Below are 23,986 nucleotides of genomic sequence, written 5' to 3' on the forward strand. Positions count from 1 at the left end.
GTTCTCCGATGTGTATAGGAATGAAGTCAGGGATGTCAAGAGTCAGGGTGTGAGTCAGCGGTGGTGGGCGGAAGGGGTGCTCCGCTCCCGCCCACCGGCGCAGTCGGCTGCGTGGGGCTCACTCGCCTTCGAAGTACAGCGTGGAGGTGTCCGGCTCGTCGCTGATGAAGTCGAACTTCACCATCAGCGCCCCGGCCTCCTCGATCTGCTCGGTGCGGATCTCGCCGTCGAGCTCCTCCATGCGGAGGTTCTCGGCTGCCTCTTCGGGCAGGTCGATGAACTCGGGAAGGAGTGCGCGCACGCCTTCCTCGTCCTCCTCGGCCGCCTGCAGCGACTCGTTCATCGCGTCGCTGAAGGCCTGGGCCACCTCCGGGTTCTCGTCGACGTACTCTCCGGAGCTGAAGCTCACCATGGTGGGCATTCCGGCGATGGCGTCCTGGAAGGAGTATCCGACCAGCTGGTTCGCCTCATCGGCCAGCGCGTTGCTCAGGAAGGGCTCGGGCACCCAGATGGCGTCGGTGTTGCCCTGCTCCAGCTGGGCCTGCATGTCGGGGAAGGGCATCTCGGAGAATTCGACGGCTTCGGGGTCGCCGCCGGCCTGCTCCACGGCCTCCATGATGGTCAGATCGCCCTGGGTCTGCAGCGCATTGACCGAGACGGTGTTGCCCTCGAGCCCGGTCCAGTCATCGATGCCGCTCTCCACGGTGGAGACCACGCCGGCGATGTCGTCGCCCTCGGCCAGCGAGTTGGAGTACCCGGTGACGATCCGCATGTCCAGGCCGCGGTCGTTGGCGTTGAGCACCGAGTTGGGGTTGCCGATGCCGAACTCGAGCTGCTGGGTGTTCACGGCGGGGAGCATGGCGGCGCCGGCGTTGGAGGTGGAGAGCTCGACGTCGAGCCCGTGCTCCTCGAAGATGCCGTTCTCGATGCCGTAGTAGATCCCGACCGAGGGGGCGATGGGGAGCACGCCGACGGTGATCTCGGTCAGCTCGCCGTTCTCGCTCGCGGTGTCGGCGCCATTGCCGTCTTCTTCATCCCCGGCCGGGGACCCCGAGCCGCAGGCGCTCAGTGCCAGGATGCTGACCGCGGCGAGTCCGGTGATGGATGCGATGTTCTTCTTCATGACTGCTCCTTGAGGTGCGGGGTCGCAGAACGGCGGCCCTCGGTGGGTGTGGCGTGACGGTGGAGGAGTGGGTTCAACAGCAGCTGCTCGGCTCGGGTCAGGGGTAGAAGCGGGCCAGGAAGGTGGCCACGACGGCGGGTCGCTCCTGTCCCTCGACCTCGAAGGTCGCGTCCACGACCAGGTGGAGGCCTCCGCCCTTGACCTCTTCGACGGCGCTGATGGTGCCGCGCATCCGTACCTTGGATCCGACCTTCACCGGTGCCGTGAAGCGGACCTTGTCCAGGCCGTAGTTGAGCTTCGTGCTGACATCCGTGACGTCGAAGAGCTCGCCCCAGAACGGAATGATCAGGGACAGGGTCAGGAAGCCGTGCGCGATGGGCGCTCCGAAGGGTCCGTCCTTGGCCCGCTCGGGGTCCACGTGGATCCACTGGTGATCATCGGTGGCATCGGCGAAGGTGTTGATCATCTCCTGGGTGATCTCGCGCCAGGCGGTCTCGCCCAGGTCGGTGCCGGCCATCGTGCGTGCGTCCTCGAACGAGACGACGGTGCGGGCGGTGTCGGTGTCGGTCATGCTGCTCCTTGAGGTGGCGGGTGATTCTGAGTGCACGGGTCGTCGGGTGTGGTCTGCGTCACATCTGTTTTTTGATAGGCGTCTGCCCGGGCGAAGAGTCATGGGTGAGAAGGGCTAGGTGAAGGCTCCCACCCCGGTGACGGCCCGTCCGACGATGAGCGCATTGATCTCGTGGGTGCCTTCGTAGGAGTAGATCGCCTCGGCGTCGGCGTGGAACCGGGCCACGTCGGTGTCCAGCGTGATTCCGTTGCCGCCGCAGACCTCGCGGGCCAGCGCCACGGTCTCGCGCAGCCGCAGCGAGGTGTACATCTTCGCCAGCGCGGAGTTCTCATCCCGGTAGATCCCGGCGGCCTGCTGCTCGGTGAGCTGGACGACCATGCCCAGCGAGGCGGTGAGGTTGCCCAGCATCATCGCGAGCTTCTCCTGGACCAGTTGGAATCCGGCGATGGGGCGGCCGAACTGCTCCCGGTGCCGGACGTAGGCCAGGGCGGCCTCGTAGGCGCCGGCCATGGCTCCGGTGGCCATCCAGGCCACATCGGAACGCATCCGGCGCAGGCAGCCTGCGACGTCGGAGAAGCTGTTGATCTGCTGCAGTCGGGCGCTCTCCGGGACGCGCACCTGCCGGTAGGTGATGTCGGCGTTCTGCATGATCCGCAGCGAGGCTTTGCGCGGAATGACCTCCATGGAGACACCCGGGGCCGAAGTCGGAACCAGGAAGCACTTCACCTGACCGTCCGCGGTGTCGCGAGCGAAGGTCGCCACGACGTCGGCCGCGGTGGCGCCGCCGATCCAGCGTTTGGCGCCGTCGATGATCCAGTCCCCGGTCTGCGGATCCTGGGTTGCTGCGGTGGCGAGGCCTCCGGCGACGTCGGAGCCGTGCTCGGGTTCGGTCAGTCCGAAGACTCCGGTGAGTTCATGGGAGACGATCTTCGCGTCGAGCTCACGCGCCTGCTCGACGGAGCCGCCCACGGTGCAGACCGTGCGGAACAGGCTGGCCTGGGCGTTGTAGTAGGTGGCCACGTTGATGTCGCAGCGGGTGAGTTCGAAGTTCCGGAAGCCGAGGAAGATGTCGCGGATCGGTTCTCCGGTCTCGCGCAGGGCAGGCGGGTCCATCAGGTTCAGACTGCGCAGCGGGGCGATGATCTCCTCCGGGAAGCGCGCCTCATCCCAGGCGGCATTGAGGTGGGGGTGGACCTGTGCGGCGAGCACCTCGCGCAGTCCGGTGATCACGCTGCGCTCGGCCGTGGTGAGCCGCTCCGCGAAGCCGTAGAGGTCCGAGGGGATGACCGTGCCGGTGGCTGGTTCACGCATCGTGGGCTCCGGGTGTCACGGCGTCGGATGTCGTGGGGTCTGTGGTCGTGGGGTCTGTGGTCGTGGCACCGGGGACCGTTGAAGGCGCCTCGAGTCCGAGCAGCGCGACCGCGTTGTGCTTGAGGATCCTGGGCCGGACCTCGTCCTTGATCGGCAGATCCGCGAAGGCGTCCAACCACTTCTTCGGGGTGATCAGCGGATAGTCGGTGCCGAAGAGCAGCTTGGCCGAGAGGATGTTGTTCGCGCTGCGGACCAGATTGTCAGGGAAGTACTTCGGGGACCACCCGGAGAGGTCGATGTAGACGTTGGACTTGTGCGTGGCGATGGAGATCGCCTCGTCCTGCCAGGGCACCGAGGGGTGCGCCATGATGATCGGCAGCCCGGGGAAGTCTGCGGCGACGTCGTCGAGGAGCAGCGGATTGGAGTACTTCAGCTTCAACCCTGCTCCGCCGGGGGTGCCGGCCCCCATGCCGTTCTGTCCGGTGTGGAAGATCAGCGGCAGGCCGATCTCCTGCAGGGTCTCCCACAGCGGGTAGAACTGCTGATCCGAGGGGTCGAAGCCCTGCACGGTGGGGTGGAACTTGAAGCCGCGGACGCCCAGCTCCTCGGCCTGCCGCCGAGCCTCCACGAGGGCCGCGGGTCCGGTGCGAGGATCCACCGAGCCGAAGGGCAGCAGCACGTCGTTGTTGCGCAGGCACCCCGCCACCAGATCATCGATGGAGTTCGGCGCGTGCTGCATCTGGGTCCGGGCATCCACGGTGAAGACCACCGCCGCCATCCGGTGCGCCCGGTACACCTCCGCGATGCGATCGATCGAGGGTGTGCGCTCGGTGGTCTTGAAGTACTTCGCCGAGGCGTCGAAGAACAGCTCGGGCAGCGCGCGGTGTCCGTGCGAGTCCAGCTCCAGGTGGACGTGGGTGTCCACTGCCTCGATGGCATGTACGTCGATGGCAGATCGGTATCGCATCGGGGGATCCTCTCCTGCTCGGGCTGTCCGGGCTGTCCTGGGCATGTGTTCTGTGCGGCCTAGGCGGCGCTGACCGGTGGGTCGGCGCGGCCTAGGCGGTGGGCTGCAGCTCGGCGGGAAGCTCCGGCATGGACTCGCCCACCGACTGCAGGTGGGCGCCGAGGATGTCGCGGCCCTGGGTCTGCAGCGTCGCGTAGTCCCAGCCGCCGTCGTGGAACTCTTCGACCACCGGCTCGGGGTGGCTCCAGACCTGCAGCCGGTCTCCGCCCGCGCCGATGACCTGTCCGGTGATGCCTTCCACGGCGTCGGAGGAGAGGAAGGCGACGACGCCGGCGGCGTCCTGCGCGGTGCCGAAGCCGAGCCCCTTGCGGAAGAAGTCGGGCATGGGCTGCCCCTGCTCGTCGGCCTCCACGGCCTTCTGGAAGTAGGGCACGGTCTTGGTCATCGCGGTGGCGGCCACCGGGATCACGGCGTTGACGCTGACTCCGGCGCGCTTGAACTCCAGCGCCCAGGTCCGCACCATGCCCACGATGCCAGCCTTGGCGGCGGCGTAGTTGGTCTGCCCGAAGTTTCCGCGCTGACCGGTGGGGGAGCCGATGCAGACGATCCGCCCGGCCACGCCTTCGGTCTTGAAGTGCTTGAACGCGGCCCGGACACAGGTGAAGGTGCCCTTGAGGTGGACGTTGATCACGGCGTCGAAGTCGTCGTCGGACATCTTCAGCAGCGACTTGTCGCGCAGGATCCCCGCGTTGGTGACCAGGATGTCGAGACCTCCGAAGCTGGTCACGGCGGTCTCGACGAGCTGCTCTGCGGTCTCGGTGGACCCCACCGGGGCCACCACGGCGACTGCTCGGCCGCCGGCGGCTTCGATGGCCGCCACGGCGGCATCAGCGTGGGCCTGATCCACGTCGTTGATGACGACGGCGGCGCCCTGGGCGGCGAGCTCCTGGGCATACGCCAGTCCCAAGCCCGCTCCGGAGCCTGTCACGATGGCAACCTTGCCTTGCAACGACATAGTCTCTCCTTCTGTAGGGCCACGCGGCCTATGCTTACTGTGATACATCTCACTTGATAATATTGAGAAAGTCAATGATTTGTCTTCTCATCCGTTCAATCCCGCACTCGGGAACCGCTGCTAGGAGAATCCATGCCCCCCTCGACCCCCGCCGCCGCGGCGAGCGCACCGTCTCCCGCGAAGCAGGCGAGAAGTGAGGAAAGCGAGGAGCGCTTCCAGGACTCCGCCCTGGCACGTGAAGTCGCCTTCCTCACCGCGCGTGCCCGAGGCCGGGGCAATGCCCTGGCCAATCAGCTGCTGGCCGACCTGGACCTCAAGGTGCGCCATTTCTCCGTGCTGGCCATGGCGTGCTCCGGGACCAACCCCTCGCAGCGCGAGCTGGGCGGATTCCTGGACCTCGACCCCAGCCAGGTCGTCGCCCTCGTCGACATCCTCGAAGACCGCGGCGCGATCCGGCGGGAGCCCGATCCGCGGGACCGTCGCTCCAAGATCCTGGTCGCCACCGAAGCCGGCCACGAGCTCTACGCCCAGGCGGCGCAGCGCACCCGCGAGGCCGAGGAGCAGACCCTGCAGGCGCTGGGTCCCGCGGAGCGGGATCAGCTGCGCGTGCTGCTCGCCAAGATCGTCTTCTGAGGCGCGCAGCTCCACACCCGCTGCGGGCCTACTTCATCGCCACGGCGTCCTCGGGTCGGAAGCCCTTCTTCGCCAGCTGGATCTGCTCGTAGACGTGGTGACGCAGCTCGGCGAAGCGCTGCGAGGATCGGGTCTCAAGCTGATCGCGGTCCGCCGGAAGGTCCACCAGCACGTCCTCCTGGATGATCGTCGGTGAGGAGGACAGGATGATGACCCGCTCGCCCAGGTAGACGGACTCATCGATGTCGTGGGTCACGAAGAGCACCGAGACGCCCAGCTTCTTCCAGATGCCGCGGACCAGGTCCTCGAGATCGGCGCGGGTCTGCGCGTCCACGGCGGCAAAGGGCTCATCCATCAGCAGGACCTCCGGCTGGTACGCCACGGCGCGGGCGATCGCCACACGCTGCTGCATGCCGCCGGAGAGCTGCCAGGGGTATGACTTCGGCACGTGGGCCAGGCCCACGGCCTCCAGCGCCTGTTCCACCGCATCCTTGCGGGCGGACTTGTCCATCCCCTGGTTCTTCAGCGGAAGCTCGACGTTCTCTGCCACCCGCAGCCAGGGGAACAGTGAGCGGCCGTACTCCTGGAAGACCACGGCCATCGACTTCGGCGGCCCGGTGACCTTCTGCCCGTGCAGGGTGACCTCGCCGGCGCTGGGCGCCATGAGCCCTGAGATGCACTTGAGCAGCGTGGTCTTGCCCGATCCGGAAGGTCCCACCAGGCAGGCCAGCTGACCCTTGGGAAGGTCGAAGGTCAGGTTCCTGACCGCTTCGATGTCTCCGCCGTCGGTGTGATAGACCTTCTTCAGATTCTGCACCGAGAGCATCGGCTGTTCATCGGGCATGGTCCGCCCGACGGGGATCCTGCCGTCCGGTGTGTCCTGGATGCTGGACTGGCTGATCACGGGGTTTGTGGGCTGTGAGTGTGCGGAGGTCATCTCCGGGTCCCTTCTCTGGAAGTCACGCGTGTGAAGTGGTGTGGTGGCCGGGGTGCGGCCGGCTCAGGCTGACTGCTCGATCTCGCGCAGCCCGTGGTACCAGCCCAGGATCCAGCGCTCGGCGAGCTGGAAGATGAACGAGAGCACCACGCCGATGAGTCCCAGCAGGACGATCCCGGACCACATCTCTGGGATGGCGAAGGAGCGCTGGAACTGCACGATGGTGAAGCCCAGCCCTTCGGTGGAGGCGAACATCTCCGAGATCACCATCAGGATCAGCGCGATCGAGAGCGACTGGCGGATGCCGGCCATGATCTGCGGCATGGCCGAGGGCAGGATCAGATACCGGACGGTGTTGACCTTGTTCATCCCGTAGGTGCGGCTGGTGTCGGCGAGCACCTCGTCCATCGAACGCACACCTTCGATGGTGTTGAGCAGGATCGGCCAGACGGCGCCGAGCACGATCACCGAGACCTTCATCTCGTCGCCGATGCCGACCAGCAGCATCAGCACCGGGATCAGCACGGTGGGCGGGATCGCGCGGAAGAACTCCAGGGTGGGTTCGAGCAGTGCACGGAGCCAGCGGAACGAGCCGATCAGCAGGCCGCCCACGATGCCGATGACGATGGAGAGCGCGATGCCCACCATGAGCCGTCCCAGCGAGGGGAAGACGTCGCCGGCGAAGCGTTCCGCGGTCCAGGTGTTGATGAAGGTCTCGACCAGCAGCTGCGGGGTGGGGACGAAGAAGCTCGCCTCCCCGAGTGTGGCCAGGAACCAGATGAACAGCAGGATCAGCGGCAGGGCCACGATGTTGAGGAAACTCCGGATATAAGTCATGCCGCCACCTCCGTGCGGACCGAGGAGTGCCAGGAGAGGACCTTGCGCTCGATCATCCGCATGACCAGGTTGATCAGGACCCCGAGCAGGCCGGTTGCCAGCACGAGGGCGTACATGGAGACGTAGTTGCCTCCGGACTGGGCCCTGCTGATCTCGGCCCCCAGGCCGGGGGTGCCGATGATCAGCTGGGCGGTGACCGCGAGGATCAGGGCCACAGCGGCGGCCAGGCGCACACCGGTCATGATGTAGGGCAGCGCGGTCGGGAAGGTGACGTAGCGCATCCGCGCCATCGGTCCCAGTCCGTAGGACCGTGCGGTGTTCATCGCGACCGAGTCGACGTCTGCCACCCCGTAGAGCACCTGGATGAGCACCTGCCAGAAGCAGGCGTAGACGATGAGCATCAGCGAGGACTCGATGCCCACGCCGAAGAGCAGGACCGCCAGGGGGATCAGCGCCACCGAGGGGACCGGGCGCAGGAACTCGATCGTGGAGTTCGTGAAGCGGCGCAGGAAGGTCGAGGAGCCGATGATGAAGCCCAGCACCGTGGCCAGCACCACCGCGATGATCATGCCCAGGGCCCAGGCGTGCATGGTGTCGAACACCGCGACCCAGAAGTCGGCCAGTCCGAAGTTCGTGATCAGTCCGCCGATGGCCTCTGAGGCCGGGGGCATGAACCGTTCGTTGACCAGTCCGATGCGTGGAACGATCTCCCAGGTCAGCAACAGGCCCACGACCCCGGCGGCGCCGAGAAGCTTGGTGTCCCAGCCGCGCCGCGGTCGTCGGCGGGCCCGTCCTGGTCCCGAGGTCGTGGCGCGACCGGTGGCGCCGCTCTGCGCGATCGAGGTCAGCGGCGCGGCAGGGTCCGGACGGGTGGCGATGTCCAGGGCAGCCGAGCTGGACACGTCGGTGTGTCGGCGGAGGTCACCGCCTCGGCGGTCCGCGGCGGCGGAGGATTCCCAGCGGTGCAGCCGGTGGACCTCCTCCTCGCGGGTTCTTGGGGCTTTGCCGCGAGGGTCCGGCCCCGGGCGCGAGCTCTCATCAGTCATCTATGACTCCTTGTGCAAGGTTGCTCGGATCACCACAATGAGATCACTCGCACTGTGATGCAGAACACATCACAGTCAGGATAGGCCTCCTACGTCAATAGTTCAAGAAAACAATGATTGAGATTCTCAAGGACGCTGCCTGCCACCCACCGGGCTTTGGGTCAGGGAGTCAGCGGAGGAAGAGCTTCTTCATCCGGTACGTGGTCAGCGCCAGCCCGGCGACGATCATCACGAGGTAGTAGCCGATGTGCACCAGGGTCAGGCCGCTGAAGTCCCAGAAGGCGATGTCGCGCATCAGCTCCACCGCGTGCCACAGCGGCAGCGCCTGGATGAACGCCTGGACCCCGACGGGGTAGACGCTGATCGGAAACAGCGTGGCCGAGAAGAGGAACATCGGCATCAGCACCATCATCATCCAGTCCATCTGCTGGAACCGGGTCATGAACGAGGTCACCGCCATCCCGACCGAGGCGAAGCCCAGGGCGACGAAGAGCGCGGTGAACCACATCAGCACCGCGGCCAGCGGGTCCACCAGTCCGCCGACCAGCAGCACGCCGAGGAAGCCCAGCGCGTAGAGCCCGCCGCGGAAGAGGGCCAGGCAGATCTCGCCCACTGCCACATCCACCGGGCCCAGCGAGGTGGACATCATGGTGCGGTAGAGCTTGGTGATCTTGAGCTTGAAGAACACGTTCCAGGTGGAGTCGAAGATCGCGCCGTTCATCGCCGAGACCGCAAGCAGCGCCGGGGCGATGAACGCGGCATAGCTGATCGTCCCGCCGCCGCTGAGTCCCACCTGCTCGGCGTCGACCCCGGCGATCATCGGGGAGATCCCCAGGCCGAAGGAGGTCAGGAACAGCACCGGCTCGAGCAGGCCGGAGAGGAAGATGACCCCGCGGTTGTTCCGGATCGCGGTCAGGCCGCGGCCGAACACCGCGCGGATGTTGCCGGAGTAGTAGTTCGCGCCGAACCCGCGGCGAAACGAGATCCGCGGCAGCTCGCCGCGTGACGCAGGAGCGGTCTCAGCGGCAGCCGAGCGTGCGACGTCGGACGCGTCCTTCACAGCGAGCCGGTCCTGGCGCCTGGCGTCGGCCTTGGCACCGGGGGTCCGGCCCCGCCACTCTTCCAGGCCTAGCCGGCGGGTGAAGATCCGCACCGTCACCAGCCAGGCTGTCACGGTGATGCCCAGCAGGTAGAGCACATGGACCACGATCAGCCAGGCCGGCGTGGGCTGGCCGAAGGCGAGCACCCGGCCCAGTTCATTGGCGTGCCAGATGGGGGAGAACCAGCCGAGGACCTGCAGGAAGCCCGGAAGGTTCGTCAGCGGATAGAAGGTGCCGGAGAACAGGAAGAGCGGCATGATGACGAACCGCTGGATCAGCGACATCTGCCCCTTCTCATCGCGCAGCGTGGACACGTACGCCATGATCGGCAGCCCGATCGCCAGCCCGCCCAGCATCGCGCTGACGATCATCAGCACTCCCAGCGGGGAGCTGATGGCGCCGAAGAGGTAGAGCACCACCGTGAAGACCGCCGCGTGGATGCCGAAGCGCACGCTGACTGCCAGGATGTGGCCCGAGGCGATCTGGCCCGGGCTCAACGGGGAGGCCTGGGCGCCGTAGTAGAGGCGCCGCCATTTGAACCCTTCCATCACCGGGAAGGTGAACTCGATGCCTGCGGCCATGGCCACGGTGGAGGCGAGGATCGCCGGGGCGATGTACATCAGGTAGCTGCTCGCGCCGTACTGGGCGAAGTCGCCGCCCTCGCCCACCAGCACGCCGAGGCCCAGGCCCATGGCCAGGATGTACATGATCGGCTGGCTCACCGAGGAGAAGATGATCACGGTGCCATAGGCCCGCATGCTGCGCAGCGTGCGCTCGGCCTGGTGCAGCGCGCCGAAGCGGCGGGCTCTGCCGGCCATCGCCTGCTTGTCCGCGGCGGGGCTGGCTGGGCCCTTCAGCGCGGGGTCCGCGGTCAGGGGATCAGTCGACAAGGGTCCTCCCGGTCAGTCGCAGGAAGACATCCTCCAGGGAGGAGCGGCGCACCAGAGACGTCATCGGACGCAGACCTGCGGCGTGGATCTGCTCCAGCGCAGATTCGGCCGAGCCGGCGTAGACGAGCAGCCGGTCGGGCAGCACCTCCACATGGCTGAAGCCGACGTCGCGACCCGCGGTCGCGGATCCATTCGAAGACACCGGGTCGTTCGAAGACGCAGGACCGGGGGAGGCGAGCAGCGTGGTGAGCTGCTGGGCCTGCTCCTGGTTGCGGTCCATGCCGAAGCGCAGCTCGAGCACCTCACGGGTCGAATGGTCACGGATCAGCCCAGCGGGGGAGCCCTCCGCCATGATCCGTCCCTCATCCACCACGATCAGGCGCTCGCAGAGCTGTTCGGCCTCATCCATATGGTGGGTGGTGAGCACCAGCGTGGTCCCGGATTCGCGCAGCCGGAAGAGCCGGTCCCAGAGGATGTGCCGCGCCTGCGGGTCCAGTCCGGTGGTGGGCTCATCGAGCAGCAGGATCTCCGGCTCGTTCACCAGCGCGCGAGCGATGGTCAACCGGCGCTTCATGCCGCCGGAGAGGTCCTCCACCCGGGAGGTCGCCTTATGGGTGAGCTGGGCGAACTCGAGCAGCTCTTCGGTCTTGGCGCTGAGCCAGCGGCGCGGCAGCCCGAAGTAACGGCCATACATGATGATGTTCTCCCGGACGCTGAGCTCCTCGTCCAGGTTGTCCTGCTGCGGGATCACCCCCAGTCGTGCCCGGACCTCAGGTCCGTTCTTCTCCGGATCCAGCCCGGCCACGGACATCGTACCGGCGCTGCGCGAGGCCACGGCGGCGATCATCCGCATGGTGGTGGACTTGCCTGCGCCGTTGGGTCCGAGCAGGCCGAAGGACTCCCCCCGATTCACCGTGAAATCGATGCCGTCCACGGCGGTGAAATCGCCGTAACGTTTGGTCAGACCTGTGGCGCGGATCGCATGTTCGACGGGCATGAAAGGCAGTGTACTCGTGGTGAAGATCCCTGGTGAGAGCGCGATCGGCGCATTGTCGCAGAGTCTGTGCCCCGGAGAGGTTCATCCTTTGGGCCGATGTCTCGGGCAGTGTCATCCGCGAGAATGAACAGGTAGTTCCAACTTCTCGCGGCAGGTCCTCTTCGCGGCAGGTCTGCCCAGCACCTCTGAGCACGATGAAAGGCCATCAATGTCCACCCCAGTTCTCGAGACCGAGAACCTCGTCAAGGTCTACGGCAAGGGCGCAACCCGTTTCGACGCGCTCAAGGGCCTGACCTTCGAGATCCACGAGGGCGAATCTGTTGCCATCGTGGGCAAGTCAGGTTCCGGCAAGTCCACTCTCATGCATCTGCTGGCGCTTCTCGATGAGCCCACCTCCGGAGTCGTCGCGCTGGGCGGTGAGCCGGTGACCGCGCTGAAGCCCAAGAAGGTCTCCCAGCTGCGCAACGAGTCCTTCGGGTTCGTGTTCCAGCAGTTCTTCCTCAACCCCAACCAGACGGTGCTGGAGAACATCACCCTGCCGCTGAAGATCGCCGGGATGGGCAAGTCTGAGCGCAACCGTCGCGGCATGGAGGTGCTGGAGCAGCTGGACATGGCCGACAAGGCCAAGAACAAGGCGACCAACCTCTCCGGCGGCCAGAAGCAGCGGGCCTGCATCGCCCGCGCCCTGGTCAACAGGCCCGCGGTGCTCTTCGCCGATGAGCCAACCGGCAACCTGGACACCGTCACCTCGGAGATCGTCGAAGACATCCTCTTCGGGCTGCACCGTGATCACGGCATCACCCTGGTGGTCGTCACCCACGATGAGGACCTGGCCGCGAAGTGCCAGCGCCGGCTCATGATGCAGGACGGCGAGATCGTCGCCGAAGAGCACGGCGCCACGGGGGTGCACGCATGAGGTCAGTCGACGTCGCACGCACCGCGCTGGGCAACACCTTCCGCTCGAAGCTGCGCACCGCCCTGACGGTGGTCGCCATCGTCATCGGCTCCTTCACCCTGACCCTGACCTCGGGGCTGGGCGCGGGAGTCAACAAGTACGTGGACACGGTGGTCGCCGGCTTCGGCGGCTCTTCGCAGATGTTCGTCATGAGCACCGGCGCCTCTGACGCCGCGCCGACCGATGGTCCGGCCGAATACGACCCGGAGGCCGCAGCAAGTTCCGGCGGCATGTTCGGACCGGGTTCCGGCGGTGGTGTGCTCACCGACTCTGACATCGAGTCGATCGAGGAGATCGACAACGTCTCAGCCGTCGACCCGATGGTCTTCGTCTCACCTGACTACCTCGAGACGCCCGACGGTGCGCAGTACGCCATGGAGCTCGACGTGCCGGCGAATGCGCTGGGACTCGAGCTTGAAGCCGGCGAGGCGCCCGGTGAGGACGGGATGGAGCTCAGCATCCCGGCCGAGTGGCTCACCATCTTCGACACCGAGGACGCCGAACAGGTCCTTGGCGAGACAGTGCAGATCGGCATCAGCAATGTGACCGGTGAGCAGACCGCGGTGGAGGCGGAGATCGTCGGAGTCTCCGAGGAGGCGCTCTCCGGGATCGGAGCCACCCCCATGCCCTCACGGGAGCTGAACCAGGAGCTCAACGACCTCTCCATGGAGGGCTACGAGGGCCAGGCCCAGAACGCCTACACGATGGCGGTGGTCGACGTGGACGACCTCGAGGCCAATGAGCAGGGCATCAAGGACGCGCTCACCGAGCAGGACCTCCTCGGACTGACCGTGGAGGACCAGATCGGCGCCGTCCAGGGCGTGATCGACGCCGTCTCCTGGGTGCTCTCCGGATTCGGCCTGATCGCGCTGCTCGCGGCAAGCTTCGGCATCGTGAACACGCTGCTGATGTCGGTGCAGGAACGCACCCGCGAGATCGGTCTGATGAAGGCGATGGGCATGTCCAGCGGAAAGGTCTTCGGGCTCTTCTCCATGGAGGCCGTGGTCATCGGCATCCTGGGTTCGATCATCGGCGTGGTGCTCGGACTCGGGGCCGGGATTCTCGGCAACGCCTGGCTCACCGGTGACGGCGGCCCGCTGGGAGCAGTGGCCGGACTGACGCTCTTCGCGGTGGATCCGCTGGCCATCGCCGGGATCATCGCGCTGATCGTCTTCATCGCCTTCCTGGCAGGCACGCTTCCCGCCGCGAGGGCGGCGAAGAAGGACCCGATCGAGGCGCTTCGGTACGAGTGACGACGGCCCGCTGGGCCTAAGGTGAGTCGTGAACACAAACTGTGAACAAGGAGCAGATATGAGCAACCCTCCCTACGGAGACCAGCCCGCCGGCTTCCCCGGCAATGAGCCGGGCAGCCAGCCGGGCAGCCAGCCCGGCGGCTACGGCGGCAACCAGCCCGGCGGCTTCCCTGGTGGTGAGCCCACCTCGAAGTACGGCACCGACCCCTATGCGCCCGGCGCCTACGGCGGGCCGATCGCGGAGCCCCGGAAGTACAGCCTGCTCAAGACCCTGACCCTGGTCTCGCTCGCGATCTATGTGCTGAGCGCGCTGCCGGGGCTGTTCATGAGCGACGACCTGCTCCGGCAGGAACTGATGAACACCGCCGAGCAGCAGGGGGCGACCGGGCAGGAAGCCGCGGACTTGGCCGAGATGATGCTGGGCCTCACCACGGCCCTCGTCTGGGTCACACTGATCATCGGCGTCGGGCTGTACCTGCTGGTGTTCTTCGGACTCCGGAAGAACAAGAACTGGGCACGGATCACCGGCATCGTCTTCGCGATCCTCGGCATCCTGTTCACCCTGTTCGGCGTCATCGGCGCCGACCTGCTGACCCTGGTGCTCGTGCTGGTCCACGTGGGCGTCGCCGTCTACTGGCTGGTGCTGGCCTTCAGCACCGAGGTCAAGACCTACCTGGCACAGTTCCGCCGGTAGTCATCACTTCTCGCTCTGCGGGGGCGCTCCTTCACGGGGGCGCCCCCGCTCTGCGTCAGCGGGCATGTCACGGGACACCTCGAGGGCGAGTCGCGAGAGTGTTGCGGCGATAGGGTGAACGGGTGAATCAGACCTCTGCCACGGGCAGCTCGCGCCGCATGATGACGGCGATGTTCCTGCCGCTCTTCGCGGCGCTGCTGAGCATCAGCATCGTCAACGTCGCCCTGCCCGCCATCGAGGAGAGCCTCAGCGCCACCTCGGCGGATCTGCAGTGGGTGCTCTCCGGCTACGCGCTGGCCTTCGGCATGGCGCTGGTCCCTGCAGGCCGCGCGGGAGACATCTGGGGCCGACGCGGCCTCTTCATGTTCGGCGTGGTGCTCTTCGGGGCCGCCTCCCTGGGCGCCGCGCTGGCGATGAACCCGCTGGTGCTCAACCTTGCCCGGGTCTTCATGGGGTTCGCAGCGGGCATCCTGACCCCGCAGATCATCGGGATGATCCAACGTCTCTTCACCGGACCCGCGCGCGGGCGGGCCTACGGGATGATGGGCACCATCATCGGGGTCGCAGTAGCTGCGGGGCCCGCGCTGGGCGGACTGATCATCGACACCACCGGGTCAGACCTCGGCTGGCGGATGACCTTCCTGATCAACGTCCCGGTCACCGTCATCGCGCTGATCGCCATCGTGCGCTGGCTCCCGAAGACCCTGGACGACGCCGAGGCGCTCAGCCCCGCTGATCTCCCCGATCCTGCCGAGCGACCTGGGCCCGCCGCGCCGGGGGCCGCCAGCCCCGTGTCGGCCGCCCGAGGCATCGCACGGCTGGACCCGCTCGGAGTGGTGCTGCTCAGCATCGCGGTGCTGCTGCTGATGCTGCCCTTCATCGCGTTCCGCAGCCTGCTCGGCGGGCTTCTGGCCGTGGCCGGCCTCGGCGTGCTGGTGCTGTGGGCGCTCTGGGAGCGCAGGCTCGGCCGCCGCGACGCAGCAGCCCCGATGGTCAATCTGTCGCTGTTCACCCTGCCCAGCTACACGCTGAACTCGCTGGTGCTGGGCCTGTACTTCGCGGGGATGCCGGCCACCTGGGCGGTGGTCGCGGTCTACGTGCAGCAGGGCCGCGGGGAGGGTGCGCTGATCGCCGGGCTGGTCACGCTGCCCAGCGCCGTGATGGTCATGCTGCTCTCCTCGCGGGTGGGCCAGGCGGTGGACCGCAAGGGCCCCCGCATGCTGGTCAGCGGGACCATCTCCGGCGTCGTCGCGATGCTCTCACTGGCGGGCGCCGCCGCACTGATGGTGACCCCCTACGGGTCGCTGTGGCTGATCGGGGCAGCGCTGGCGGTCGTCGGGCTCTCCCAGGCGCTGATCATCCCCAGTGCACAGACGCTCTCGATGCGGGAGGTTCCAGAGTCCATGGCGGGAGCCGCCGGGGGCGTGGCGCAGACGGCGCAGCGGGTGTCCACCGCGATCGGCATCGCGGTGGTCACCGGCGTCTACTTCTCGGTCAGCGCCGAGCAGGGCCACCAGTCAGCAATCGTCACCAGCTCCCTGGTGATCGCCGGACTGATGCTGACCTCGGTGGCGGCTGCGCTCTTCGCCGCCCGGCGGGCCCGGCAGGCACTGGAGAACCCGGTCAGCGCAGGCGGGTGACCGGGCGCAGATCCTTGCCGGTCACATAGGCCGGGGCGCCCGCGAAGATCTCGGCGCGCTCGGGGGAGTCCTCCCAGGCCTGCTCCGCCTGCGCGAACTCCTCACGATCACCGAAGCGGCTGACGAACCAGGTCAGCTCGTCCATGCCGTCGGAGAGCCAGATCGACTCCACCGTGAACCCGCGCTCCTCCCGCGCCGGAATGACCTTCTTGGTCAGGAAGCTGACGAACTCCTGCGCCAGCGCCGGGTCCAGCGCGTAGCGGCGCATGTATGTGGTGCGCTCGGGTGCATCCGCGGGGCGGGAAGTCTCGGGTTGTGCGGCCATCAGGTCCTCCTGGATCGTTGGGACAGCTCTGGGCGACGTTCCTGACCATCATTTCAGACGTGAGCGACGCTCGGATGATCAGGTTTCACCCGGTCTGCGGCAGGAAACCTGGGCCAGGACGAGGGCGATTCGCCATGACGCCGTGATCGCAGGGATAATCAGGCGCATGAGTTCTCAGCAGTCACTGCCCACAGGCGGCGCATCTGGCGCGCAAGAAACCCTCAAAAACTTCGGCCGGCGCACCTCCGGCATCAGCTTCGCGGTGATGATCACCGTGCTGCTGGTGGCGCTGGTCTTCGCCGCGAACCAGAACGACGTGATCGGCTGGATCATCGCCGTCATCGCCGGAGGCTGGCTGCTTCTGGCCACCGTGCTGGTGATCTCGGTGCGCACCGGAGCCAAGAAGTTCGGCCAGACGCTGGACTCGGCGCGCGCCGACGCGGCCTCCCGCCGTGCCGACACGCTCGGCGGCACCGCCGTGGTCGACGAGGACACCCACGCGCGGAACCTGAAGCTCGATCACTCCTTCAAGATCGTCCAGGTGCAGAAGCGGGTCATCACCCAGGAGCTCGCCAAGGGTGGCGAGGCTGACCTGGCGATGGTGGACCGGGCGCTGGACACCATCGAGATGACCGCCGGCAACGGCCGAGACATGCTCTCCGAACACGTCGGCCGCGGCGCAGGCGACACCGGGCAGGATCACCGCGGCGGGTCCAGTCAGCATCGCGAAGGCGACGCACGCCGCGCGAAGAACCGCAACAACGACGACGACCGGCCCATCACCGGCGAGATCGTCAACTGAAAGGACCCGACGTGACCGAGACTTCCAACGGCGCAGCGACTTCCGCAGAAGCACCAGACTTCGGTGAGCACCCGCACCGCATCGTCGATCCCAAGCCCGACCAGCAGACCCGGATCGCCTCGGTCAACGTCAACGGGATCCGCGCGGCGCACCGCAAGGGCATGGGTGAATGGCTGGCAGAGCGCGAGATCGACATCCTCGCGCTCCAAGAGGTCCGGGCCGACGAGGAGATCCTCAGCAAACTCGTCACCGACATGACCGAGCCCCTGGGGGAGACCTGGCACGTCCACGAATATGAGGCCGCCGACAAGGGTCGGGCCGGCGTCGCGATCATCTCGCGCAACGCACCGATCGCCACCCGCAACGGCATCGGCGAGGGACATCCCGAGGACGACGGCCGCTGGATCGAAGCCGACTATGAGCTCGGCGACGGCTCCACGCTGACCGTGGTCAGCGTCTACGTGCACTCCGGCGAGGTGGGCACCACCAAGCAGGAGCACAAGATGCGGTTCCTGCAGTACATGACCGAGTACCTGCCGAAGCTGGCCCAGCGCACCGATCACCTGCTGGTGATGGGAGACCTCAACGTGGGCCACCGTGAGCTGGACATCAGGAACTGGAAGGGAAACGTGAAGAACTCCGGCTTCCTGCCCGAGGAGCGCGCCTACTTCGATGCCTATTTCGGTGAGCTCGGCTTCTGCGACGTCGCCCGTTCCCTGGCCGGCGAGGTCGAGGGGCCCTACACCTGGTGGTCCTACCGCGGGAAGGCCTTCGACAACGACACCGGATGGCGGATCGATTACCACATGGCCACCCCGGGCCTCGCCGAGCTGGCCGGCAACCTGCAGGTCGACCGGGCGCAGGACTACTCGCTGCGCTGGTCCGACCATGCCCCGCTGGTGGTGGACTACAAGCTGCCCTGACGCCGGGCTTCCCGATCCAGGGCTCTTCCGGCCACGGTGAGCCCGCTTCCCGCATTGCGGCGGACAAGCCGCTAGCCTGACTCGTGACCCGACACTCTGCGGCACGACACTCTTCCCGACGACACGAAGGAACTGCTGTGACTGAGCGCGTACTCTCCGGGATGCAGCCCTCGGCTGACTCCCTGCACCTGGGAAACTATCTGGGAGCGCTGGTCAACTGGGTGAAGATGCAGGAGCGCTACGACGCCTTCTTCTTCATCCCGGACATGCACGCGATCACCGTGCACCAGGACCCGGCCGAGCTGCGCACCCGGGTGCGCCGGACCGCGGCCCAGTACATCGCCGGGGGCCTCGACGTCGAGCGCTCCACGGTCTTCGTGCAGTCCCATGTTCCCGAACACGCCCAGCTGGGCTGGATCATGACCTGCCTGACCGGAATGGGGGAGGCCGCGCGGATGACCCAGTTCAAGGACAAGTCGGCCAGAGAGGGTGCCGACGCGGCCGGCGTCGGGCTCTTCACCTACCCGATGCTGCAGGCGGCAGACATCCTGCTCTACCAGCCCCACGGGGTGCCGGTCGGGCAGGACCAGAAGCAGCATGTGGAGCTCTCGCGGAACCTGGCCCAGCGCTTCAACCACCGCTATGGGGAGACCTTCCGGGTGCCGGAGCCGCTGATCCCGGACGCCGGGGCGCGGATCTATGACCTGCAGAATCCCACTGCGAAGATGTCCAAGTCCGCCGCCTCGCCCGCCGGGCTGCTGAACCTCATGGACACCGACAAGCAGATCGCGAAGAAGATCAAGTCAGCAGTGACCGACGACGGCACCGAGATCCGTTTCGACCAGGCCGAGAAGCCGGGGGTCTCGAATCTGTTGAGCATCTATTCCGCGCTCACCGACCGCCCGGTGCTTGAGATCGTCGAGGAGTATCAGGGCCGGATGTACGGCCATCTGAAGGTAGAGCTGGCCGAGGTGGTCGTGGCGACGCTCGGCCCGATCCGTGACCGCACCGAGGAGCTGCTCGAAGATCCGGCGCAGCTCGACGCGCTGCTGGCCACCGGCGCCGCGAAGGCGCGGGCCGTGGCGGGGGAGACCCTCGCCGAGGTGTACGACAAGGTCGGCTTCCTCCCGGCGAGCCCGCAGTGAGCCGACAGTGAGCCTGCGGTGAACGAGGACCCCTCCAGGCTGCGACCACGGACCGGCGGGCACGGTCTGATCGCCGGACACGCGCGAGCCGCCGCGAAGGCGATGAATGATCGCGAGGAGGTCTCGGGGATGGTCAACCCGCTGGACCTCGAGGCTCTGCGGCGTCGCGAGGTCAAGGCCCGACGCGCCCGGGGCCACGCCCGCAGGGAGGGTCGCGGCCGCGCATCCATGTTCGGGCCGACCGTGTTCTGGGGGCTCACCCGACTCGACACCACCCGCGGGATGCGGATCCTGAACCTCTTCCTGTTCCACTACGGAACGGTGATGGCCGCCGGTGCGGCGTACATGATGTTCTTCTCCGTCTCGGCCGCGCTGGTGGCCGGGTTCTCCGTGGCGGGCCTCGTCATCGGCGGGAACAAGGAGCTGCAGAACACGATCGTGGATCTGACCAATGATGCGTTGCCCGGGCTGATCGGCGAAGACGGGCTTGCCACGCAGGAACAGCTCTTCGACACCGGAGGCTTCGGCCTCACCCTGGTGGTCTCGCTGCTGGTGGCGATGGTGGCCTCGCTGAGCTGGATCAACGGGCTGCGTTCCGGGATCCGAAGCATCTTCGACCGTCCGCTCATGGATGAGAACGTGCTGGTGGTCAAGTCTCGGGACCTCGGGGTGATGCTGCTGCTGGGCACCATGCTGTTGGCCGCCACAGCCACCAGCCTGATCTCAGAATCGGTGCTGGAGTTCAGCGAGCGGGTGCTGGGCTGGAACCTGAACGTGCTTCAAGGACTGGTCGGCACCGTGATCACACTGGCCGTGCCGCTGATCCTCGACGTGCTGGTCGCGATCCTGATCTTCCGCGTGGCCTCACGAGTGGTGATGCCGGTCTCGGTGCTCTGGCGGGCGGCGCTGCTCGCCGCCGTCGGCTCCTCGATGCTGCGCCAGCTCTCCACGTTCCTGCTCAGCGGGGTCGAAGGCGGAAACCTGATCGTGTCATCCTTCGCCACCGTGCTGGGCTTCTTCATCTACTTCTTCCTGCTCAGTCTGATCTACCTGCTCTGCGCGTCCTGGGCGGCGCTGGCCACCGATGCCCGCAGCCGCCGTCTCGGACCCGTCGCGGCCGCCCGCTGAGGCGGCGCAGGGGCGCTTCAGCGCCGGACGGTGCGCGGGAAGAGCGAATCGACCACGTGGCGAGCCGCGTCCCGGGGCTCACCTGACCAGGGGAAGTGGTGCATCGAGACCATCGGGCTGGCGTTGATCTCGAGCACCGAGGCTGCGTGGACGTCGCCGTCACCGCGGGGCAGCAGCACGTCGAATCCGACGATGCGGAGCCCGCGCAGAGCCCGCGCCGCGCGCTCCACGAGTTCACGCTCCTCGTCGCGAATCTCGTCCGTGGCGTCGACCGCGTCTCCTCCCGTATGCAGGTTAGAGGTGCTTCTCAGGTAGACGCGCTCCGCCGCCCTCGGGACCGTGTCGGGCCGGTAGCCGTGGCGGTCCAGGTACTCGCGCGCGACGGAGTCGATGACCAGGTCCTTGTGGATCGGGCCGCGGTCGCGGTTCTTCGCCCTGACCAGGTCGCTGATGCTGGTGCGCCCGTCGCCGAGGACGCTTGCGGGCCGGCGCTGGGTCGCCGCCACCAGGCTGCCCTCGACCACCAGGCAGCGGTGCTCCACTCCGGTGTAGAACTCCTCCACCAGGATCTGGCTGCTCACTGCGGCGACCCGGTGGAAGGCCGTGTGAAACTCGTCCTCGGTCGCGATGCCGGCGTGGACGTTCTGGCCCTGCCGACCGTTGTGCGGCTTGATCACGCTCCTGGTGAAGGGCGACGCCCAGGCCCAGGCGCGCGCAGACTCCGAGACGCCGAAGACCGCGTTCTCCGGGGCGCTGATCTTGAGGTCGCGGAAGAGACGGCTGGCCACGTCCTTGTAGGAGGCGATCTTCTTGAGCAGGTCATCGTTGTGGTTCGTGCTTCCGCCGGCCCAGGTGCGCATGCGCCCCTGGTGCTCCAGCACCATCCGGCTGCTGCTGGTGGCCCTGCGCACGGTGATGCCACGGTCCAGGGCCTCCGCGGCCACGACGATGTTCGTGAAGTTCGTCCGGCCCACTCCGACATCGATCAGATGTCGGGCGGCCTCGTCGTATCTGTCCATGAGCTCACCTAACCGGTTCCGGGAGGGGGATGCAAAAAGAGGTGGGGCAGAGGGCGCATCGACCGCGCCCGCCACCCCACCTCTTGATGAGCGGGTACTACATGCTGCGGGTCAGCACCGCACGCTTGACCTCTTGGATGGCCTTGGTGACCTCGATGCCGCGGGGGCAGGCGTCGGTGCAGTTGAAGGTGGTGCGGCAGCGCCACACGCCCTCTTTGTCGTTGAGGACCTCCAGGCGCATGTCGCCGGCGTCGTCGCGGGAGTCGAAGATGAACCGGTGTGCGTTGACGATGGCCGCCGGACCGAAGTACTGTCCATCGGTCCAGAAGACCGGGCAGGAGGAGGTGCAGGCGGCGCAGAGGATGCACTTGGTGGTGTCGTCGAAGCGCTCGCGCTCCTCCGGGGACTGGATCCGCTCGCCGGTCGGGGCCGGGGAGTTGTTCACCATGAAGGGCATGATCTCGCGGTAGGACTGGAAGAAGGGCTCCATGTCCACGATCAGGTCCTTCTCCACGGGCAGACCCTTGATCGGCTCGACCAGGATCGGCTTGGAGGTGTCCAGGTCCTTGAGCAGCACCTTGCAGGCCAGCCGGTTGCGACCGTTGATGCGCATGGCATCGGAGCCGCAGACGCCGTGGGCGCAGGACCGGCGGAACGTCAGGGATCCGTCGATCTCCCACTTGACCTTGTGCAGGGCGTCCAGCACACGGTCGGTGCCGTACATGGTGATCGTCCATTCGTCCCAGCGGGCGTCGTCGGAGAACTCCGGGTCATAGCGGCGCACCTGCAGAGTCACGTCAAAGCTGGGGACCTCCCCGCCGCCGGTGCTCTGGGCCAGGTCGATCTTGGAAGCGGGCTCTGCGGCTTCTGTGGTGGGGGTGCTCATCAGTACTTACGCTCCATCGGCTCGTAACGGGTGAAGACGACCGGCTTGGTGTCGGCGCGGATCCCGTGCGTGCCCTCAGTCGAGGACTCGGTATCCAGGTACATCATCGAGTGGAGCATGAAGTTCTCGTCATCACGCTCCGGGAAGTCCTCGCGGTAGTGTCCGCCGCGGGATTCCTTGCGGTGCAGGGCTGCCACGGTCATGACCTCGGCCATGTCCAGCAGGAAGCCGAGCTCCACGGCCTCGAGCAGGTCGAGGTTGAATCGCTTGCCCTTGTCCTGGATCTGCACGCCCTTATAGCGTTCGCGCAGGTCAGCGATGACCGCGAGGGCTTCCTTGATGGTGTCCTCGGAGCGGAACACCTGCATGTTCGCGTCCATGGTCTCCTGCAGCTCCGAGCGCAGGGTGGAGACGCGCTCTCCGCCGGTGCTGGCACGCATCGCGTTGAGCTGGTTCTCGGTGAACGCCGTCGGGTTCTCCGGCAGCTCCACGAACTCAGCGGTGGCGGCGTACTCGGCGGCGGCCAGGCCGGCGCGCTTGCCGAACACGTTGATGTCCAGCAGCGAGTTGGTGCCCAGGCGGTTGGAGCCATGCACCGAGACGCAGGCGACCTCGCCGGCGGCGAAGAGGCCGGGCACGATGGTGTCGTTGTCCTGCAGGACCTCAGACTTCACCGTGGTGGGCACACCGCCCATGGCGTAGTGGCAGGTCGGGAAGACCGGCACCGGCTCGGTGTAGGGCTCCACGCCGAGGTAGGTGCGGGCGAACTCGGTGATGTCGGGAAGCTTCGCATCGATGTGCGCCGGCTCCAGGTGGGTCAGGTCCAGCAGCACGTAGTCCTTGTTCGGACCGGCGCCGCGGCCTTCACGCACCTCGTTGGCCATCGACCGGGCGACGATGTCACGCGGAGCGAGGTCCTTGATCGTGGGGGCGTAGCGCTCCATGAAGCGCTCACCCTCGGAGTTGCGCAGGATGCCTCCCTCGCCGCGAGCGGCTTCGGAGAGCAGGATCCCCAGCCCGGCGAGGCCGGTCGGGTGGAACTGCACGAACTCCATGTCCTCCAGCGGGATGCCTGCGCGGTAGGCCAGGGCCATGCCGTCGGCGGTCAGCGTGTGCGCGTTGGAGGTGGTCTTGAAGATCTTGCCCAGACCGCCGGTGGCGAAGACCACGGACTTGGCCTGGAAGACGTGGATCTCACCGTTGGCCAGATCATAGGAGACGACGCCGGCCGTCTTCTTCTGCGTGTAGGTGGTGCCGTCTTCACGGGTCACCTCTTCGTCCACGGTGAGCAGATCGAGCACGTAGTACTCGTTGTAGAACTCGACGTTGTGCTTCACGCAGTTCTGATACAGCGTCTGCAGGATCATGTGACCGGTGCGGTCAGCGGCGTAGCAGGCGCGGCGCACGGCGGCTTTGCCGTGGTCGCGGGTGTGCCCACCGAAGCGGCGCTGGTCGATCTTGCCCTCGGGGGTGCGGTTGAAGGGCAGGCCCATCTTCTCCAGGTCGAGCACGGCGTCGATGGCCTCTTTGGCCATGACCTCGGCTGCATCCTGGTCCACCAGATAGTCCCCGCCCTTGACGGTGTCAAAGGTGTGCCACTCCCAGTTGTCCTCTTCGACGTTGGCCAGTGCGGCGCACATGCCGCCCTGTGCCGCGCCGGTGTGGGACCGGGTGGGGTAGAGCTTGGTCAGCACGGCAGTGTGGGCGCGCTGGCCGGACTCTATGGCCGCGCGCATTCCGGCGCCGCCGGCGCCGACGATGACGACGTCGTACTTGTGAACCTGCATCA

At 66.9% G+C, this 23,986-nt stretch carries 23 protein-coding genes; 9 read left to right on the forward strand and 14 right to left on the reverse strand.

All coding sequences use genetic code 11. The annotated features are described in order from the left end of the window. Nucleotides 1-118: 118 nt before the first annotated feature. The 5 genes from LTI14_RS11040 to LTI14_RS11060 form a co-directional block, all read right to left on the reverse strand. Entirely contained in the window at nt 119-1,123 is a 1,005-nt protein-coding gene (locus LTI14_RS11040) for an ABC transporter substrate-binding protein (RefSeq protein ID WP_241476542.1), read from the reverse strand. A gap of 97 nt (nt 1,124-1,220) precedes the next feature. Further along, the gene (locus LTI14_RS11045) at nt 1,221-1,694 is read right to left on the reverse strand and encodes a MaoC family dehydratase (RefSeq protein WP_241465194.1); all 474 of its coding nucleotides are present in this window, start codon (nt 1,692-1,694) and stop codon (nt 1,221-1,223) included. A gap of 114 nt (nt 1,695-1,808) precedes the next feature. Beyond that, the gene (locus LTI14_RS11050; RefSeq protein WP_241476543.1) at nt 1,809-3,005 is read right to left on the reverse strand and encodes an acyl-CoA dehydrogenase family protein; all 1,197 of its coding nucleotides are present in this window, start codon (nt 3,003-3,005) and stop codon (nt 1,809-1,811) included. Further along, a complete protein-coding gene (locus LTI14_RS11055; RefSeq protein ID WP_241476544.1) occupies nt 2,998-3,972 on the reverse strand; it encodes an amidohydrolase family protein in 975 nt (324 codons plus the stop codon). The genes LTI14_RS11050 and LTI14_RS11055 overlap by 8 nt, the downstream gene beginning before the upstream one ends. Before the next feature lie 91 nt (nt 3,973-4,063). Further along, complete coding sequence (locus LTI14_RS11060; RefSeq protein ID WP_241465191.1) at nt 4,064-4,987, reverse strand: SDR family NAD(P)-dependent oxidoreductase; 924 nt, start codon at nt 4,985-4,987, stop codon at nt 4,064-4,066. Between the two features lie 132 nt (nt 4,988-5,119). Between LTI14_RS11060 and LTI14_RS11065 the strand changes: the two genes are divergently transcribed. Further along, nucleotides 5,120-5,620 (forward strand): MarR family winged helix-turn-helix transcriptional regulator, encoded by a 501-nt coding sequence (locus LTI14_RS11065; protein ID WP_241476545.1) that lies wholly within the window; start codon nt 5,120-5,122, stop codon nt 5,618-5,620. Between the two features lie 28 nt (nt 5,621-5,648). On the opposite strand, the gene LTI14_RS11070 is transcribed toward LTI14_RS11065, so the two are convergent. From LTI14_RS11070 to LTI14_RS11090, 5 genes are all read right to left on the reverse strand, one after another. Then, nucleotides 5,649-6,446: an ABC transporter ATP-binding protein gene (locus LTI14_RS11070; protein WP_241465563.1), complete on the reverse strand. Its 798-nt coding sequence runs from the start codon at nt 6,444-6,446 to the stop codon at nt 5,649-5,651. A 174-nt stretch (nt 6,447-6,620) separates the two neighbouring features. Further along, complete coding sequence (locus tag LTI14_RS11075; RefSeq protein ID WP_241465189.1) at nt 6,621-7,394, reverse strand: ABC transporter permease; 774 nt, start codon at nt 7,392-7,394, stop codon at nt 6,621-6,623. Next, nucleotides 7,391-8,440: an ABC transporter permease gene (locus tag LTI14_RS11080; protein WP_241465188.1), complete on the reverse strand. Its 1,050-nt coding sequence runs from the start codon at nt 8,438-8,440 to the stop codon at nt 7,391-7,393. Before LTI14_RS11080 ends, LTI14_RS11075 begins: the two co-directional genes overlap by 4 nt. A 169-nt stretch (nt 8,441-8,609) precedes the next feature. Further along, entirely contained in the window at nt 8,610-10,430 is a 1,821-nt protein-coding gene (locus tag LTI14_RS11085) for an ABC transporter permease (protein WP_241476546.1), read from the reverse strand. Continuing rightward, complete coding sequence (locus tag LTI14_RS11090; RefSeq protein WP_241476548.1) at nt 10,420-11,427, reverse strand: ABC transporter ATP-binding protein; 1,008 nt, start codon at nt 11,425-11,427, stop codon at nt 10,420-10,422. Before LTI14_RS11090 ends, LTI14_RS11085 begins: the two co-directional genes overlap by 11 nt. A gap of 208 nt (nt 11,428-11,635) precedes the next feature. On the opposite strand from LTI14_RS11090, the gene LTI14_RS11095 reads away from it, so the two are divergent. From LTI14_RS11095 to LTI14_RS11110, 4 genes are all read left to right on the forward strand, one after another. Further along, nucleotides 11,636-12,343: an ABC transporter ATP-binding protein gene (locus LTI14_RS11095; RefSeq protein ID WP_241465185.1), complete on the forward strand. Its 708-nt coding sequence runs from the start codon at nt 11,636-11,638 to the stop codon at nt 12,341-12,343. After that, the gene (locus tag LTI14_RS11100; protein WP_241465184.1) at nt 12,340-13,635 is read left to right on the forward strand and encodes an ABC transporter permease; all 1,296 of its coding nucleotides are present in this window, start codon (nt 12,340-12,342) and stop codon (nt 13,633-13,635) included. The genes LTI14_RS11095 and LTI14_RS11100 overlap by 4 nt, the downstream gene beginning before the upstream one ends. 58 nt (nt 13,636-13,693) lie before the next feature. Then, nucleotides 13,694-14,329, forward strand: a complete 636-nt coding sequence (locus LTI14_RS11105; RefSeq protein ID WP_241465183.1) for a DUF4064 domain-containing protein — start codon at nt 13,694-13,696, stop codon at nt 14,327-14,329. Between the two features lie 122 nt (nt 14,330-14,451). Then, nucleotides 14,452-15,969 carry an MFS transporter gene (locus LTI14_RS11110; protein WP_241476549.1) on the forward strand — a complete coding sequence of 506 codons (1,518 nt, stop codon included), beginning with the start codon at nt 14,452-14,454 and terminating at the stop codon, nt 15,967-15,969. Here LTI14_RS11110 and LTI14_RS11115 read toward each other — a convergent pair. Further along, complete coding sequence (locus tag LTI14_RS11115; RefSeq protein WP_241465181.1) at nt 15,953-16,294, reverse strand: hypothetical protein; 342 nt, start codon at nt 16,292-16,294, stop codon at nt 15,953-15,955. The genes LTI14_RS11110 and LTI14_RS11115 overlap by 17 nt on opposite strands. A gap of 166 nt (nt 16,295-16,460) precedes the next feature. Here LTI14_RS11115 and LTI14_RS11120 point away from each other — a divergent pair, with 166 nt between their 5' ends. The 4 genes from LTI14_RS11120 (at nt 16,461) to LTI14_RS11135 (ending at nt 20,292) form a co-directional block, all read left to right on the forward strand. Beyond that, on the forward strand, nt 16,461-17,096 hold the full coding sequence (locus LTI14_RS11120) for a hypothetical protein (protein WP_241465180.1): 636 nt from the start codon (nt 16,461-16,463) through the stop codon (nt 17,094-17,096). A 161-nt stretch (nt 17,097-17,257) separates the two neighbouring features. Beyond that, a complete protein-coding gene (locus LTI14_RS11125) occupies nt 17,258-18,019 on the forward strand; it encodes an exodeoxyribonuclease III (RefSeq protein WP_241476601.1) in 762 nt (253 codons plus the stop codon). A gap of 137 nt (nt 18,020-18,156) precedes the next feature. After that, on the forward strand, nt 18,157-19,164 hold the full coding sequence (trpS, locus tag LTI14_RS11130) for a tryptophan--tRNA ligase (RefSeq protein ID WP_342357755.1): 1,008 nt from the start codon (nt 18,157-18,159) through the stop codon (nt 19,162-19,164). Nucleotides 19,165-19,182: 18 nt separating this feature from the next. Beyond that, nucleotides 19,183-20,292: a YihY/virulence factor BrkB family protein gene (locus tag LTI14_RS11135; RefSeq protein WP_241465179.1), complete on the forward strand. Its 1,110-nt coding sequence runs from the start codon at nt 19,183-19,185 to the stop codon at nt 20,290-20,292. Nucleotides 20,293-20,309: 17 nt separating this feature from the next. Here the strand turns inward: LTI14_RS11135 and LTI14_RS11140 are convergent, their stop codons facing one another. The 3 genes from LTI14_RS11140 to sdhA all read right to left on the reverse strand — a co-directional run bounded on the left by LTI14_RS11140 (nt 20,310) and on the right by sdhA (nt 23,984). Further along, nucleotides 20,310-21,311 carry a hypothetical protein gene (locus tag LTI14_RS11140; RefSeq protein ID WP_241476550.1) on the reverse strand — a complete coding sequence of 334 codons (1,002 nt, stop codon included), beginning with the start codon at nt 21,309-21,311 and terminating at the stop codon, nt 20,310-20,312. Nucleotides 21,312-21,408: 97 nt separating this feature from the next. Beyond that, the gene (locus LTI14_RS11145) at nt 21,409-22,197 is read right to left on the reverse strand and encodes a succinate dehydrogenase iron-sulfur subunit (protein WP_241465177.1); all 789 of its coding nucleotides are present in this window, start codon (nt 22,195-22,197) and stop codon (nt 21,409-21,411) included. Further along, complete coding sequence (gene sdhA, locus LTI14_RS11150) at nt 22,197-23,984, reverse strand: succinate dehydrogenase flavoprotein subunit (RefSeq protein WP_241465176.1); 1,788 nt, start codon at nt 23,982-23,984, stop codon at nt 22,197-22,199. The genes LTI14_RS11145 and sdhA overlap by 1 nt, the downstream gene beginning before the upstream one ends. Nucleotides 23,985-23,986 lie beyond the last annotated feature (2 nt).

The organism is Nesterenkonia sp. YGD6, assembly GCF_022565895.1.
Lineage (GTDB): Bacteria > Actinomycetota > Actinomycetes > Actinomycetales > Micrococcaceae > Nesterenkonia.